This is a genomic window from Streptomyces sp. NPDC012825 (assembly GCF_042900925.1).
GTDB lineage: Bacteria > Actinomycetota > Actinomycetes > Streptomycetales > Streptomycetaceae > Streptomyces.
The window spans coordinates 809514-823735 of record NZ_JBIBBZ010000001.1 but is presented as its reverse complement, the minus strand read 5'-3'; the positions used below and the strand labels follow the sequence as shown (position 1 = coordinate 823735).

At 74.6% G+C, this 14222-nt stretch carries 9 protein-coding genes; 1 reads left to right on the top strand and 8 read right to left on the bottom strand.

Annotated features, from left to right (window positions below; translation table 11 throughout):
• Positions 1–31: 31 nt before the first annotated feature.
• From ACFY7E_RS04005 to ACFY7E_RS03990, 4 genes are all read right to left on the bottom strand, one after another.
• Complete coding sequence (locus tag ACFY7E_RS04005; RefSeq protein ID WP_383440871.1) at positions 32–355, bottom strand: hypothetical protein; 324 nt, start codon at positions 353–355, stop codon at positions 32–34.
• Positions 352–738: a WhiB family transcriptional regulator gene (locus ACFY7E_RS04000; protein WP_389480458.1), complete on the bottom strand. Its 387-nt coding sequence runs from the start codon at positions 736–738 to the stop codon at positions 352–354. Before ACFY7E_RS04000 ends, ACFY7E_RS04005 begins: the two co-directional genes overlap by 4 nt.
• Before the next feature lie 172 nt (positions 739–910).
• On the bottom strand, positions 911–1258 hold the full coding sequence (locus ACFY7E_RS03995; protein ID WP_383440867.1) for a hypothetical protein: 348 nt from the start codon (positions 1256–1258) through the stop codon (positions 911–913).
• A 172-nt stretch (positions 1259–1430) separates the two neighbouring features.
• Positions 1431–3611 (bottom strand): ATP-dependent DNA helicase UvrD2, encoded by a 2181-nt coding sequence (locus tag ACFY7E_RS03990; RefSeq protein ID WP_389480455.1) that lies wholly within the window; start codon positions 3609–3611, stop codon positions 1431–1433.
• Positions 3612–3801: 190 nt separating this feature from the next.
• On the opposite strand from ACFY7E_RS03990, the gene ACFY7E_RS03985 reads away from it, so the two are divergent.
• Positions 3802–4044, top strand: coding sequence for a mycoredoxin (locus ACFY7E_RS03985; protein WP_382872906.1), 243 nt, complete (start codon positions 3802–3804; stop codon positions 4042–4044).
• A gap of 194 nt (positions 4045–4238) precedes the next feature.
• On the opposite strand, the gene nudC is transcribed toward ACFY7E_RS03985, so the two are convergent.
• The 4 genes from nudC to ACFY7E_RS03965 form a co-directional block, all read right to left on the bottom strand.
• The gene (gene nudC, locus ACFY7E_RS03980) at positions 4239–5150 is read right to left on the bottom strand and encodes an NAD(+) diphosphatase (protein WP_389481035.1); all 912 of its coding nucleotides are present in this window, start codon (positions 5148–5150) and stop codon (positions 4239–4241) included.
• Positions 5151–5391: 241 nt separating this feature from the next.
• On the bottom strand, positions 5392–6810 hold the full coding sequence (locus ACFY7E_RS03975) for a dipeptidase (RefSeq protein WP_389480453.1): 1419 nt from the start codon (positions 6808–6810) through the stop codon (positions 5392–5394).
• 10 nt (positions 6811–6820) lie between these two features.
• Positions 6821–10345, bottom strand: coding sequence for a UvrD-helicase domain-containing protein (locus ACFY7E_RS03970; RefSeq protein ID WP_389480451.1), 3525 nt, complete (start codon positions 10343–10345; stop codon positions 6821–6823).
• Positions 10346–10560: 215 nt separating this feature from the next.
• The gene (locus ACFY7E_RS03965; RefSeq protein WP_389480449.1) at positions 10561–14079 is read right to left on the bottom strand and encodes an ATP-dependent helicase; all 3519 of its coding nucleotides are present in this window, start codon (positions 14077–14079) and stop codon (positions 10561–10563) included.
• Between the last annotated feature and the right edge of the window lie 143 nt (positions 14080–14222).

The window sequence follows — 14222 nt, the reverse complement described above, 5'->3', positions numbered from 1 at the left end:
CCCGCGACGGCGCCCCGGAGGGCGCGGGTTCTCAGTGCATGACGGCCATGGCGAGCGCGCGGCGGGCGCGCAGCGAGACGCGCTCGGCGCGGCGCTGCATGCGCCGGGCGGCGACCAGGCGCACGGCCTGGCGTTCCGCTTCGGCCTCACGCTGTCGGTCGTGCATATGGGCACGAGCCAGGGCTTCTGGGATGAGTTGCATTTCACGGGTCCTGTTCTGACGCGCCACGGGCGCGGCGGCGGGGGAGAAGACTGAGGTCGCGGAGCCCGCGGGCTCGCTGGTGGAAGAGGTCATCGGGGCCTGCTTCTGGGGATCGTGCGTGTGGGGGCGGTCGATGGTTCCGGTGGCGTTCATGCCGCGACCGGGTTCTTGCGCGGACGGCCACGCGGCCGCTTGCGGGCGACGACCACGCCCTGGACGAAGAGCTCACCGCCCCAGACACCCCACGGCTCGCGCCGCTCCTTGGCGCCGGCGAGGCAGGCGGCCATGAGCGGACAGGTCCGGCAGAGGGACTTCGCGTACTCCACGTCGGCCGGGGACTCCGCGAAGAAGACCTCGGGGTCGTAGGAGCGGCAGGGGACGGGAACGCCGAGGTTCTCGATGGCGTCGTCGAGCGCGGTGAGCGCGGTGAGCGCGGTGAGGGGGGCGAGGGGGGTCAAAGCGGGGTCCTCCGTGAGGCCGGGCTGGGGGATCGAGTCGGAAGGCGGTACGGACGGGGCGTGCGCTTCGAGTTGCACGGTGTTCTTTCCTCGTCTGGTCGTTCCGGCCTGTTGGCCGGGATTTCGGCTGGTACCGGGTGTTTCTGTCCCGAGGCCCCTTCTCCCTGTCGTCCCTGTTCGGGGACAAACAGAAGGGCCGCGGATCCCGGGTGGGGTTCCGCGGCCCTGAAGGCGCCTGCCTGATCCTGGATCAGGCTGGATCACTCCAGGGTTCGAGCCCACGGAAGGCCCACATCGTGTGGTGCGTCGTCTGCTGCTGGGTGCCGGCACTGGTCGCCGCAAAGGCATAGGCCTTGGCCTTGCCTGCTGCTCCTGCTTCCAGTGCCTCGGTCGGTCGCTCATTGCGCGGGGCCACGGAGGCCCGAAGCTCTACGGCGGCGGGCATGCCGAGGCCGGAGAGACCGGTGGTAGGCAGACCGGTGCCGATGAACGCCGAGGCGGAGAGGCCGAGCGAGCAGGCGGAGACGACCGAGCGATCGGTCATTTTGGCGGTGCTGACGAAGCTGGCGGTGCTGGTCTGAATGGTGTAGCTGATCACTGGAATCGCCTCCTCTCGGCGTCTCGGAGGGCTCGGGTGCGAGCCGGACCCTCATGTTTATTTGGACAAGTACAGCACGAAGCCGGGGCTTCAAAGAAGCCGCCGTTTCCGTGGTTAAGAACTTATGGGGCTTGACGGGGCGGGCGCAAACTATTTTTCCGACGAGTTTTCCTCAGACCCCGTCGGCCTCCGTCCCTCCCTCCTCACCTGCGCAGATGGCCAGGACGTCGGCTCCGAAGCGGTTCAGCTTGCGGGTGCCGACGCCGGCGATCGAGGCGAGCTCTCCGCCGGTGCCGGGGACCCGCTCGGCGATCGCCATGAGCGTCTTGTCGGTGAAGACGCAATAGGCGGGCTGACCGAGCTCCCGCGCCCGCTCGGCGCGCCAGTCGCGGAGCCGCTCGTACAGTCCCTCGTCCATGTCCGAGGGGCAGTCCTCGCAGCGCATCAGCTTCATCGCGCCCGCCTCGGTCAGGGTCGTGCCGCAGACCCGGCAGCGGACGGGGCCGCGCGGCCCGCGCCGGGCGGTGGCGCTCCTCCGCTCGACGGAGCCCGGACCTCCGCCGTGGCCGGCGGCGCCGAGGGAGCCGGAACCGGGGCGCAGGCCCTTGAGGAAGCGGGTGGGGCGCCGGGAGGGCCGGCCGCCCGGGGAGCGGGAGAGGGCCCAGGAGAGCGTGAGGTGGACCCGGGCGCGGGTGACGCCCACGTACAGCAGGCGCCGCTCCTCCTCGACCTGCTCGTCGGTCTTGGCGTAGGTGATCGGCATCATGCCCTCGGTGAGGCCGACGAGGAAGACGGCGTCCCATTCGAGGCCCTTGGCCGCGTGCAGCGAGGCGAGGGTGACGCCCTGGACGGTCGGGGCGTGCTGGGCGGCGGCCCGCTCGTCGAGTTCGGCGACCAGGTCGGAGAGGGTGGCGCCGGGCCTGGCGCGGACGAAGTCCTCGGCGAGCCGGACGAGGGCGGCGAGGGACTCCCAGCGGTCGCGGACGGCGCCGGAGCCGGCGGGCGGCTCGGTGGTCCAGCCCTTGGTGGAGAGGACCGCCCTGACCTGCGCGGGCAGGCCCTCGGCGTCGTCGAGGAGGGAGTCGTTGCCCCCGGCGCGGGCCGCGCCGCGCAGGGCGATGCCCGCCTCCCGCACCTCCTGGCGCTCGAAGAAGCGCTCGGCGCCGCGGAGCTGGTAGGGCACCCCGACGTCGGCGAGGGCCTGCTCGTAGACCTCGGACTGGGCGTTGATCCGGTAGAGGACGGCGATCTCGCCGGCCGGGACGCCGGCGGCGATCAGGTCGCGGACGCGGCGGGCGGTGCCCTCGGCCTCGGCGGGCTCGTCGGCGTACTCCGCGTAGACCGGCTCGGGGCCGGGGTCGCGCTGGGAGACCAGCTCCAGGCGGTGCTCGACGGCCCGGCCGCGGGCCTGGGAGAGCAGTCCGTTGGCCAGGTGGACGACCTGGGGGGTGGAACGGTAGTCACGGACCAGTTTGACCACGGTGGCGCCGGGGTGCCGGGCGCGGAAGTTCAGCAGGTGGTCGGGGGTGGCGCCGGTGAAGGAGTAGATCGTCTGGCCGGCGTCGCCGACCACGCAGAGGTTGTCCCGGTCGCCGACCCACAGGTCGAGCAGCCGCTGCTGGAGCGGGGAGACGTCCTGGTACTCGTCGACCACGAAGTGCTGGTACTGGCGGCGGACCTGGTCGGCGATGTCGTGCCGGTCCTGGAGGATGCCGACGGTGAGGAGCAGCACGTCCTCGAAGTCGATCACCGAGCGGTCGCGCTTCAGCTGCTCGTACGTGGCGTAGATCTGGCCGATCTCCGCCGGGTCGCGGGGGGCGTCCCTCAGGGCCTTGGCGACGACCGCCGGATAGTCGGCGGGGACGGTCTGGGTGACCTTGGCCCACTCGATCTCGCCGGTGACGTCCCGCAGCTCGTTCCGGTCGAGCCGGATCCGGCAGCGGGCCGCGGCCTCGGCGACCAGCTGGACCTTGCGCTCCAGGAGCCGGGGCAGCTCGCCACCGACCGCTTTCGGCCAGAAGAACTGGAGCTGGCGGAGGGCCGCGGAGTGGAAGGTGCGGGCCTGGACGCCGCCCGCGCCGAGCTGCCGGAGCCGGCCGCGCATCTCGCCCGCGGCGCGGTTGGTGAAGGTGACGGCGAGGACGCCGGCGGGCTGGAGCACGCCCGCCCGGACCCCGTACGCGATCCTGTGCGTGATGGCCCGCGTCTTGCCCGTGCCGGCTCCCGCAAGGACGCACACCGGGCCGCTCAGGGCGAGCGCGACCTCGCGCTGCTCGGGGTCGAGCCCGTCGAGCACCGCGTCGGCCGTCTCCGGCACCTGGGGGAAGAGAGTGGAGTGCGTTGCTGCTGTCACCCCGCCATGCTGCCAGGTCCCGTGGGGTGGGTGCGGCGGGTTGTCCACAGGCGGGAGACGCCGGTCATACGAATTCCGGGGCGGCGAACCGCGTCCGGAACCGGTTCCGGGAATGGGACGGGCAGGGCGTACGTTCTCCTTCTCGGACCCGTCCGCGAACGCGAGCGAAGAAGCAGAGGAGCGCCTGGCCATGCAGGGCACTGTGACGATGTACAGCACCACGTGGTGCGGCTACTGCCGTCGGCTGAAGAGCCAGATGGAACGCGAGGGCATCGCGTACACGGAGATCAACATCGAGCAGGACCCGGACTCGGCGGCGTTCGTCGAGAAGGCCAACGGCGGCAACCAGACGGTGCCGACCGTGCTCTTCCCGGACGGCTCCACCCTGACGAACCCCAGCCTCGCGCAGGTCAAGCAGAAGATCGGCGTCTGAGCGATTTTCGGTCACCGCGGTCGCTGAGACCGCCGTGGTCGCCGCGGTCGCTGAGACCGCCGTGGTCGCCGCGGTCGCTGAGACCGCCGTGGTCGCCGCGCCCCCTTCGGTCATGTCCGACCGGAGGGGGCGTTCTCGCGTTCCGAGGGGGCGGAGAGGAAGGGCGCCCCGGGGATCGGGCCGGCTCCTGCCGGTCAGATCACGTCGCCCGGCTTCGGGAGCGGCCTGCCGTACCAGCGCTCGATCAGGCGGGAGGCGATCGAGATGCCGTACGGGGGGAGGACCTCGCCGGTCTCGAAGGCCGCGGCCAGTTCCTCGCGGGAGAACCAGCGGGCCTCGTGGATCTCCTCGCCGTCCACGGTGATCTCCGAGGAGGTGGCGCGGGCGAAGAAGCCCAGCATCAGGCTGGACGGGAAGGGCCACGGCTGGCTGGCGACGTACTCGACCTCGCCGACCGTGACGCCCGCCTCCTCGAAGACCTCGCGGACCACGGACTGCTCGATGGACTCGCCCGGCTCGACGAAGCCGGCGAGGGTCGAGAAGCGGCCCTCCGGCCAGTGGACCTGGCGGCCGAGCAGGGCCCGGTCGTGCTCGTCCGTGACGAGCATGATCACCGCGGGGTCGGTGCGCGGGTAGTGCTCGGCGCCGCAGGCCTGGCAGCGGCGGATGTGCCCGGCCGCGGCGATGACCGTGCGCTCGCCGCAGCGCGAGCAGAAGCGGTGGAGGCGCTGCCAGTTCTCCAGGGCCACGGCGTGCACCATCAGGGCGGTGTCCCGGTCGGAGAGCAGCAGCCCGGCCTCCCGCAGCCCCGCGGGGCGGGCGGACTGGTCCATGCGGCCGGGCAGGGTGTCCTTCTGGAGCGCGAAGTAGGACACCCCGTCGGCGTCCGTGCCGAGGAAGTAGCGGTGGGTCTCGGTGACCGGGGCCTCGAACGCCGGGGTCATGACGAGTTCGGTGGTGCCGTCGGGCCGGTCGTCGATCAGCACCTGGCCGCCGGAGACCACGAAGACCCGGGTCGTGGGGTGGCTCCAGGCCGCCGCGAGCCACGCCTCGTCGAGGCGGTGGTGGGCGGCGCGGTCGATGCCGCTCGGGGCGGTGAGCGAGATCGGGCGGTCCGCGGGGGCGAACCCGGGCGTGGGCGTGGACCCCGTCGCGGGCTCGGACCCGGGCGTGGGCGTGGAGCCGGTCTCGGGCGCGGTCACGGGCTCGGACCCGGGCGTGGGCCCCGTCGCGGGCTCGGACCCGGGCGCCGGGGTGTTCTCCGGGGCCGGCGGGTTGTTCGGGGCCGGCGCGTTCTTCAAGGTGCTCACAGGTTGCTTCCAACTCCCCCGGTTCGGTGTGGTGGGTTCAGCGCTCGGCGGCCCGGAGGGCGGCGGGCAGGTCGCCCCAGAGATGAGCGGTCGTCTCGACGCCCTTCATGAGGAGGTCGAGCTCGACCTTCTCGTTCGGGGCGTGCCAGCCGTCGGACGGGACGGAGATGCCGAGGAACAGGACGGGTGCCCCCAGGACGTCCTGGAGGTCGGCGGCCGGACCCGAGCCGCCCTCGCGGGTGTAGCGGACCTCGGCGCCGTCGAAGGCCCGGCTCATGGCCCCGGCCACCGCCTTCAGGGCGGGGTGGCCGAGGGGGGTGAGGCAGGGGCGGGTCGGGGCGCCGAAGACGATCTCGTACCGGATCCCGGCCGGGACGAGTCCGGCGAGCCAGTCCCGTACCGCGAGCTGGATCCTGGCCGGGTCCTGGCCGGCGACGAGCCGGAAGGAGAGCTTGAGGTGGGCGGAGGCGGGGACGATCGTCTTGCCGCCGGGGCCCTGGTAGCCGCCGCCGATGCCGTTGACCTCGGCGGTGGGGCGGGCCCAGACCCGCTCCAGGGTGGAGAAGCCGGCCTCGCCCAGGGTGCCGTGCGACTTGGCGGTGCGCAGCCAGGCCGCCTCGTCGAAGGGCAGCTCGGCGACGAGGGCCCGCTCGGTGTCGGTCAGCTCGGTGACCCCGTCGTAGAAGCCGGGGACCGCCACGCGCTCGTCGGCGTCGTGGAGGGCGGCGACGATCCGGCCGGCGACGGTGGCCGGGTTCGGCACGGCGCCGCCGAAGGAGCCGGAGTGGATGTCCTGGTCGGGGCCGTACAGCTCGATCTCGCAGTCCGCGACCCCGCGCATGCCGGTGCAGACGGTGGGGGTGGTCTCGGACCACATGCCGGTGTCGGAGACGATCACGGCGTCGGCGGCGAGCCGTCCGGCGCGGGCCTCGACCAGTTCGCGGAAGTGCGGGGAGCCGGACTCCTCCTCGCCCTCGATCAGGAGCTTGAGGTGGACGGCGGGGGCCGTGCGGCCGGTGGCGGCGAGGTGGGCGCGGACGCCGAGGGTGTGGAAGAACACCTGGCCCTTGTCGTCGGCCGCCCCGCGCGCGTACATCCGGCCGTCGACCACGGTCGGCTCGAACGGGTCCGTGTGCCATCCGTCCTCGCGGGCGGCGGGCTGCACGTCGTGGTGGCCGTAGACGAGGACGGTCGGGGCGTCCGGGTCGTCCGAGGGCCACTCCGCGAACACGGCGGGGGCGCCGGCGGTCTCCCAGACCTCGACCGTCGTGAACCCGGTCTCCGTGAGCTTGGCGGCGAGCCAGTCGGCGCTGCGCCGCACGTCGTCGGCCCGCTCCGGCTGCGCCGAGACGGACGGGACGCGCAGCCACTCGGCGAGGTCGTCGAGGAAGGCGGCGCGGTGCCGCTCGATGTACGCGCGCACTGCGTGGACGGCGCTGTCCGGGGTCTCGCTCATGCATACGAGCCTATCCGGCGTCCGGGGGTGCCCCGCCCAGCAGGATCGCCTCCAGGCCGGTCCGGCCGGGCAGCCGGGCGGGCCGGGCGACCTCGCCCGTACGGACGTACACGAAGGCGGCGGCCACCTCCTCGGGCGCGAGGCCGTGCTGCTCGGCCCAGGCGAGCCGGTAGATCGCGAGCTGGAGCGGGTCGGCGCTGCGGGTCCGGCTGGTCTTCCAGTCGACGATCTCGTACGCGCCGGTCTCCGGGTCCCGGTAGACGGCGTCGATCCGGCCCCGGACGACCCGGCCCGCGAGGGTGAGGTGGACGGGGACCTCGACGCGGTACGGGGTGCGGCGGGCGTACGGGGTGCGGGCGAAGGCCTCCTTCAGCTCCTCCAGGTCCCGTTCGTCGAGGATCTCGGGCTCGCCCGCGAACTCCTCGCCGCCCGGCAGCTCCTCCGGGCCGAGGAACGGCAGCGGCAGCTCCTCGTGGCGGGACTCCACCCACGCGTGGAAGCGGGTGCCCCGGCGGGCGGCGGGCTGCGGCGGCTTGGGCAGGGGCCGGGCCAGCTCGCGCGCGAAGCCGTCGGGGTCGGCGGCGAGGTGGAGCACCTGGGAGGCGGAGAGGTACGCGGGCAGCAGGACGTCCCGGGTGGTGGCGCGGGCGCGGCGGAGCTCGGTGGTGAGGGAGGTGAGGTCGCGGTCCCAGGAGGCGATGGTCCTGGCGTCCTCGGGGGTGAGGGTGCCGGGGCGCTCCGGGGCGTCGGGGTCTTCCGGGGCGCCTGATCCTTCGGGTGCCTCGGGTGCCTCGGGTGCTCCGGGTGCCTCGGGTGCTCCGGGTGCCTCCGGCTCCCCCGGCTCCGGGGCCCCGGTCGCCCCGGGCTCCCCCGGCTCCGGGTTCCGCGGCGCCGGGACCGCGTCCGTGTGGGTGTCCTCGGGGAGGGACTCCTCGTCCTCGTCCCAGACGGGCTCCTCCTCGTCCGGCCAGAGGTCCTCGGGGTGCGGGTCCCGGGGGTCGGGTGCCGCGCTCGTGGGGTGGTGCTCCTCCGCTCCCCCCTGCGGAACGACCGTCCACAACCGGTCCCGGACGAGCGCGGCGGCTTTCCGGCGGCGCTCGAAGGACTCCCGGTCCAGCGGCAGCGGCCACGCCTCGTCCCGGTCGGCGGACGCCAGGGTCGGGTTCTCCGCGTCCTCCTCCGGCTCGTCCGCCCAGGCCTCGATCTCGCCGTGGCCGGCCGCGCAGTGCTCGTACAGGTCCAGGAGGAAGTCCGAGGGGCCGCGGGGCTTCTTCTGGCTCGGGCCCCACCAGTGGCCGGAGCCGAGGAGGAGGGAGCGGGGGCGGGTGAAGGTGACGTATCCCAGGCGCAGTTCCTCGGTGTGCTGGTGTTCGCGCATGTCGGTCTTGAAGGCGGCGAGGGACTTGGCGTCCCAGGTGTCGATCGCCGGGAGCGTGGCGGCGTCGCCGCGCAGGGCGTGCGGGAGGACCTGCGGCTGGGAGGTCCAGGCCTCGCGCGCGCGTGCGCTGGGGAACTGGCCGGCGACCAGGCCGGGGACGGCGACGACGTCCCACTCCAGGCCCTTGGACTTGTGGGCGGTGAGGACCTTGACGGTGTTCTCGCCGCCGGGCAGGGCGCTGTCGAGGCCCTTCTCGAACTGGACGGCCGTGCGCAGGAAGCCGAGGAAGGCGAGGAGGGTGGCCTCGCCGTCGAGGGAGGCGAAGCCGGCGGCGACGTCGAGGAAGTGGCCGAGGGTCTCGCGGCGGCGGGCGGCGAGGGCGTGCGGGGAGGCGGAGAGCTCGACCTCCAGGCCGGTCGTGGTGAGGACCCGGTGCAGCACGTCCATGAGGGGGTCGGCGAGCGAGGTGCGCAGGGAGCGCAGTTCGGCGGCGAGGCGGGCGAAGCGGACCCTGGCCTCGGCGGAGAACGCGAGGCCGTCGTCGGGGGTGCCGCCGGAGTCGAGGAAGGTGTCGAGCGCGTCGGCGAGGGAGATCACCTCGGCCGGGTCGACGCCCTCGACGGCGGCGGCGAGCCGCTGCTCGGGGTCGGTCTCCTCGCTCCCCCGGTGGACCAGGAGGCGGGCGCGGCGGCCGAGGAGGGCGAGGTCGCGGGGGCCGATCCGCCAGCGGGGTCCGGTGAGGAGCCGTACCAGGGAGGCGTTGGCGCCCGGGTCCTGGAGGACCTCGCAGACGGCGACGAGGTCGGCGATCTCGGGCAGGTGGAGGAGGCCGGAGAGGCCGACGACCTCGACGGGCACGTCCCGGGCGACGAGCGCCGCGTGGATCGCGGGGAAGTCGGTGGCGGTGCGGCACAGGACGGCGATCTCGCCGGGCTCGCGGCCGGTGCGGACGAGGTGGGCGAGGGAGTCCGCGAGCCAGTCGATCTCCTCGGCGTGGGTGGACAGCAGGGCGATCCGCACGGTGCCGTCGTTCTCGGCGCCGGGCGCGGGCCGCAGCGCCTCCACGCCCGCGTGCATGGCGCGCAGGGGGGCGGCGAGGCCGTTGGCGAGGTCGAGGAGGCGGCCGCCGCTGCGCCGGTTCTCGGAGAGCGCGTAGCGGCTCGCGGGGCTGCCGTCGCGGTGGGGGAAGTGCTCGGGGAAGTCGTCCAGGTTGGCGACGGAGGCGCCGCGCCAGCCGTAGATGGCCTGGCAGGGGTCGCCGACGGCGGTCACGGCGTGCCCGGTGCCCTGACCGAAGAGGCCGGAGAGCAGCAGCCGCTGGGCGACGGAGGTGTCCTGGTACTCGTCGAGGAGGACGACCCGGAACTCGTCGCGCAGGATCGTGCCGACCTCGGGCCGGGTGGTGGCGAGTTCGGCGGAGCGGGCGATCTGGTCGCCGAAGTCGAGCAGGTCGCGGGAGCGCTTGGCGGCGCGGTAGCGGACGACGAGGTCGAGGAGTTCGCGGCGGGCGGCGGCGGCCTCGGGGACCTTGCGCAGCTCGGCGTTGCCGAGCCTGGCCCCGGCGAGGGTCGTGAGCAGGTCGGAGTCGTACGCGCGGAGCCGGTCGGGCGGGACGAGGTGCTCGGCCAGCTCGGCGTCGAGGGCGAGCAGGTCGGTGATGAGGGTCGGGAAGGAGCGGGTGAGCGCCGGGTACGGGCCGGGGGCCTCCCGGAGCACGCGCGCGGCGAGCTGGTAGCGGGTGGCGTCGGCGAGGAGCCGGGAGGTGGGCTCCAGGCCGATGCGGAGGCCGTGGTCGGTGAGGAGCTGCCCGGCGAAGGCGTGGTAGGTGGAGATGCGGGGCTCGCCCGGTGGATTGTCGGGGTCGACGACGTCGGGGTCGGTGACGCCGGCGCGGACGAGGGCGGTGCGGACGCGCTCGGCGAGTTCGCCGGCGGCCTTGTTGGTGAAGGTGAGGCCGAGGACCTGCTCGGGGGCGACCTGTCCCGTGCCGACGAGCCAGACCACGCGGGCGGCCATCACCGTCGTCTTGCCGGAGCCGGCGCCGGCCACGACGACCTGCGGGGCGAGCGGCGCGGTGATGCAGGCCGTCTGCTCCGGGGTGAACGGGATGCCGAGCAGCTCCTTGAGCTCCTCGGGGTCGGCGATGCGTGCGGTCACCGGAAGAGGCTAGCGGGGCGGTCGGACAGCGCGGTCCGGGTGCGGGCTCCCGGGCCGGGCGTCCCGGCCCTTCTCCACCGGGAGTTCCGGGGACGGGGCCCGCGCGCGCGTGACCGAACTCTCTTTCCCACGGGGCGTCACGCGCGCGTGCGCGTGGCAGGTCGCCGGTGGCGGTGGGACGTCACGCGCGTGGCCGCTCGCCGGGCCGGGCCCCGCTACTCGATGACGTGCCGGCCCTCCGGCCTGGCGCTGCACGAGGCGCGGAAGGAGCAGGTCGCGCAGTGCTGGCCGGTGGTGGGGGTGAAGCGCTCGTCGAGGACCCGGCCGGCGGCGCCGGCGAGCAGCTCCCCGACCCACTCCCCGGACAGGGGCTCCTGGGCCTGGACCTTCGGCAGGGCGTCGCCGCCCTCCTTCTTCGGTGCGGCCTGCCGCAGTTGGACGAGTTCGGCGCCGCCCGGCTCCGGGCGGCGTCCGTCGAGGACCTCGTCGAGGGCGCCCTCGCGAACGGCGAGCTGGTAGACGGCGAGCTGCGGGTGGCGGGCGACCTCGTCCCGGGTGGGGGCCGACTTGCCGGTCTTGAAGTCGACGACGTAGGCGCGGCCCTGCGCGTCGGTCTCGACGCGGTCCATGGAGCCCCTGATGCGGACCTCGTACTCCCCCGCCTCCAGGGTCACGTCGAAGTCGTGCTCGGAGGCGGCGGGGGTGCGGCCGGCACGGTCCATGACGTGCCAGCTCAGGAAGCGTTCGAGCGCCGCGCGCGCGTTCTGCTTCTCCTGGGCCGACTTCCAGGGGGCGTCGAAGGCGAGGGCGTCCCAGACGGAGTCCAGGCGGGCCATGAGGACGTCGAGGTCGGCGGGGGTGCGGCCGGAGGCGACCTCGTCGGCGAGGACGTGGACGACGTTGCCGAAGCCCTGGGCGGCGGTGGCGGGGGCGTCGGCCTTGACCTCGCGGCCCAGGAACCACTGGAGGGAGCAGGTGCTGACGAGGTTGTCGAGGGAGCTGGGCGAGAGCGCGACGGGCCGGTCGCGGTCGCGGAGCGGGGTCGTGGCGCGGGTCGGCTCGAACAGGCCCCACCAGCGGTCCGGGTGCGCGGCCGGGACCAGCGGCTGGCCTTCGTCGTCGGTGAGGGCGGCGAGCCGGGCGAGGCGGTGGGCGGCGGCGTCGCGGAGCGCGGGCGAGGCGTCCGGGTCGACGGTGGTGGCGCGCAGCTCGGCGACCAGGGCGGAGACCACGAGGGGGCGGCGGGGACGGCCGGGCACGTCCTTCGGTTCGGCGCCGAACTCGGTGAGGAAGCGGGACGGCTGGTCCCCGTCCTCGGCGGCGGCCTTCACGGCGGTGACGACGAGCCGGTCACGCGCGCGCGTGGCGGCGACGTAGAAGAGGCGGCGCTCCTCGGCGAGGAGAGCGCCGGGGGTGAGGGGCTCGGCCAGGCCGTCGCGGCCGATGCGGTCGGCTTCGAGGAGGGAGCCGCGGCGGCGCAGGTCGGGCCAGAGGCCCTCCTGGACCCCGGCGACGACGACGAGGCCCCACTCCAGGCCCTTGGAGCGGTGCGCGGTCATGAGGCGGACGGCGTCCGGGCGGGTGTGGCGGCGGGTGAGGGTGTCGGCGGCGATGTCCTGGGCGTCGAGTTCCTCGAGGAAGTTGACGACGCCCCGGCCGCCGACGCGCTCCTCGGCGCGGGCGGCGGTCTCGAAGAGGGCGCAGACGGCGTCGAGGTCGCGGTCGGCGTTCCGCCCGGCGGGACCGCCGCGCAGGGCCGCGCGCTCCAGGCGGCCGGACCAGGGGGTGCCCTTCCAGAGTTCCCAGAGGGCCTCCTCGGCGGTGCCGCCGGCGGCGAGCAGCGTCCGGGTGTCCCGGAGGAGCCGGCCGAGCCGCTGCACGCCGTGGGTGTGCGCGGGGTCGTGCGCGACGAGCCGCTCGGGCTCGGCGAGCGCGCGGGCGAGCAGCACGTCGGAGGGCGGCGGCACCTTGTTCCCGGCGGCCCGCTCCTCGTCGCGCAGGGCCCGCCCGAGGCGGCGCAGGTCGGCCGGGTCGACCCCTGCGAGCGGCGAGGCGAGCAGCGCGAGCGCGGTCTCGGTGTCGAGCCACCCGCCGTCGCCGTGGCGGCCGGGAGCGGCGCCGGTGTCAGCGCCTGCACCTGCGCCCGTACCTGCGTCTGCGCCTGTACCTGCGTCTGCACCTGCGCCCGCACGCCTGCCTGACGACCCGTCAGATCCGATCCCGTCCGGAGCCGCGTCACCTCCGGAGTCCCCCACAAGGGGGACATCCAAGGCGTCTACGGGTGAATCGCCCTGTACGGACTCCGCGGTGGCGTCGGCTCCCGGGCCTTGCGTCCCCGCCCCGGCAGGCGCCCCCGCCCCCGACACCGCCCGGAGGGCGAGCAGCAGGGGTGCCACCGCCGGTTCGTGGCGGAGGGGGGTGTCCGCCGCGTCCGTCTCGACCGGGACGCCCGCCGAGGTGAGGGCGCGGCGCAGGGCGGGCAGGGAGGCGCCGGCGCGGGTGAGGACGGCCATGTCCTGCCAGGGGACGCCGTCCTCCAGGTGCGCGCGGCGCAGCAGGTCGGCGATGTTCTCGGACTCCGCCGAGGCCGTCGGGTAGGTGTACGCCTCCGCCAGGCCCCCGTCCCGTACCGCCGTCAGCTCCCGGTGGGCGCGGACCCGGTCGGCGGGGAGCCGGGGCACGGGCATCCGCCGGGCGAGCTCCCGGGTCGCGGCGAGGAGCCGCGCGCCGGAGCGCCGGGAGGTGCCGAGGGCGCGGATCCCGGCGCCGCCGAAGGAGTCGGGGAAGTCGAGGATGCCGTTCACGTCGGCGCCCCGGAACGCGTAGATGGACTGGTCCGGGTCGCCGAAGGCGACGACCGTGCTCCGGCCGCCGCCCGCGAGCACGTGGAGGAGCCGGACCTGCGCCGGGTCGGTGTCCTGGTACTCGTCGACGTACACCGCGTCGTACCGGGGCAGGGTGACGCTCCCGGCGAGCAGCACGGCCCGGTGGACCAGCTCCGTGTAGTCGAGGACGCCCTGGAGGTCGAGGACGTCGAGGTACTCGGCGAGGAAGCCGGCCGCCGCCTTCCAGTCGGGGCGGCCGACCCGGTCGGCGAAGCGGGCGAGCGCGTCCGGTTCGAGGCCCAGCTCCCGCGAGCGCGCGAGGACGGCCCGGACCTCGTCGGCGAAGCCCCGGGTGGTGAGGCAGGCGCGCAGTTCGTCGGGCCAGCGGATGCCGCCGAGGCCGCTCTTCTCCAGGTCGATCTGACCGGCGAGCAGCTCGCGCACCGCGAGGTCCTGTTCGGGTCCGGAGAGCAGCCGGAGCGGTTCCGCGAAGAGCCCGGCGTCCTGGTGGGCGCGGATCAGGGCGTAGCAGTACGAGTGGAAGGTCGTCGCCTGCGGGGGGCGGCGGCCGCCGAGCCGGGCCGCCATCCGGTCGCGGAGTTCGACGGCGGCCCTGCGGCTGAAGGTGAGGACGAGGAGGCGCTCGGGGTCGGCGCCCTTCTCCACGCGGGCCGCGACCGCCTCGACCAGGGTGGTCGTCTTGCCGGTGCCGGGTCCGGCGAGGACGAGGAGCGGTCCGCCGTCGTGCTCAACCACTTCCCGCTGGGTCGCGTCCAGTCGAGGGGGATCCAGCGGGGCCGGCGCGGTGCGCACCAGTCGGTACGCGCCCGGGGTCCGCTGCCGCCCCGGACCCGGGTGCGGCTGTCCCTGGTGCGGCGGCGTACGCCGGGTGGTGGAGGAGGAGCTCACGTGGATCGCCGGTCCTGGTGGGTGTGGTGGTGCGGGTGAGGCGGCCGTGTGCCGTGGCCGCCCCGGAAGACGCGAACGACGACGTTACGCGAAGCCGGGCGGCGGCGAGCCGTACTCCGCACCGCTTCCCGCACCCCGCATGG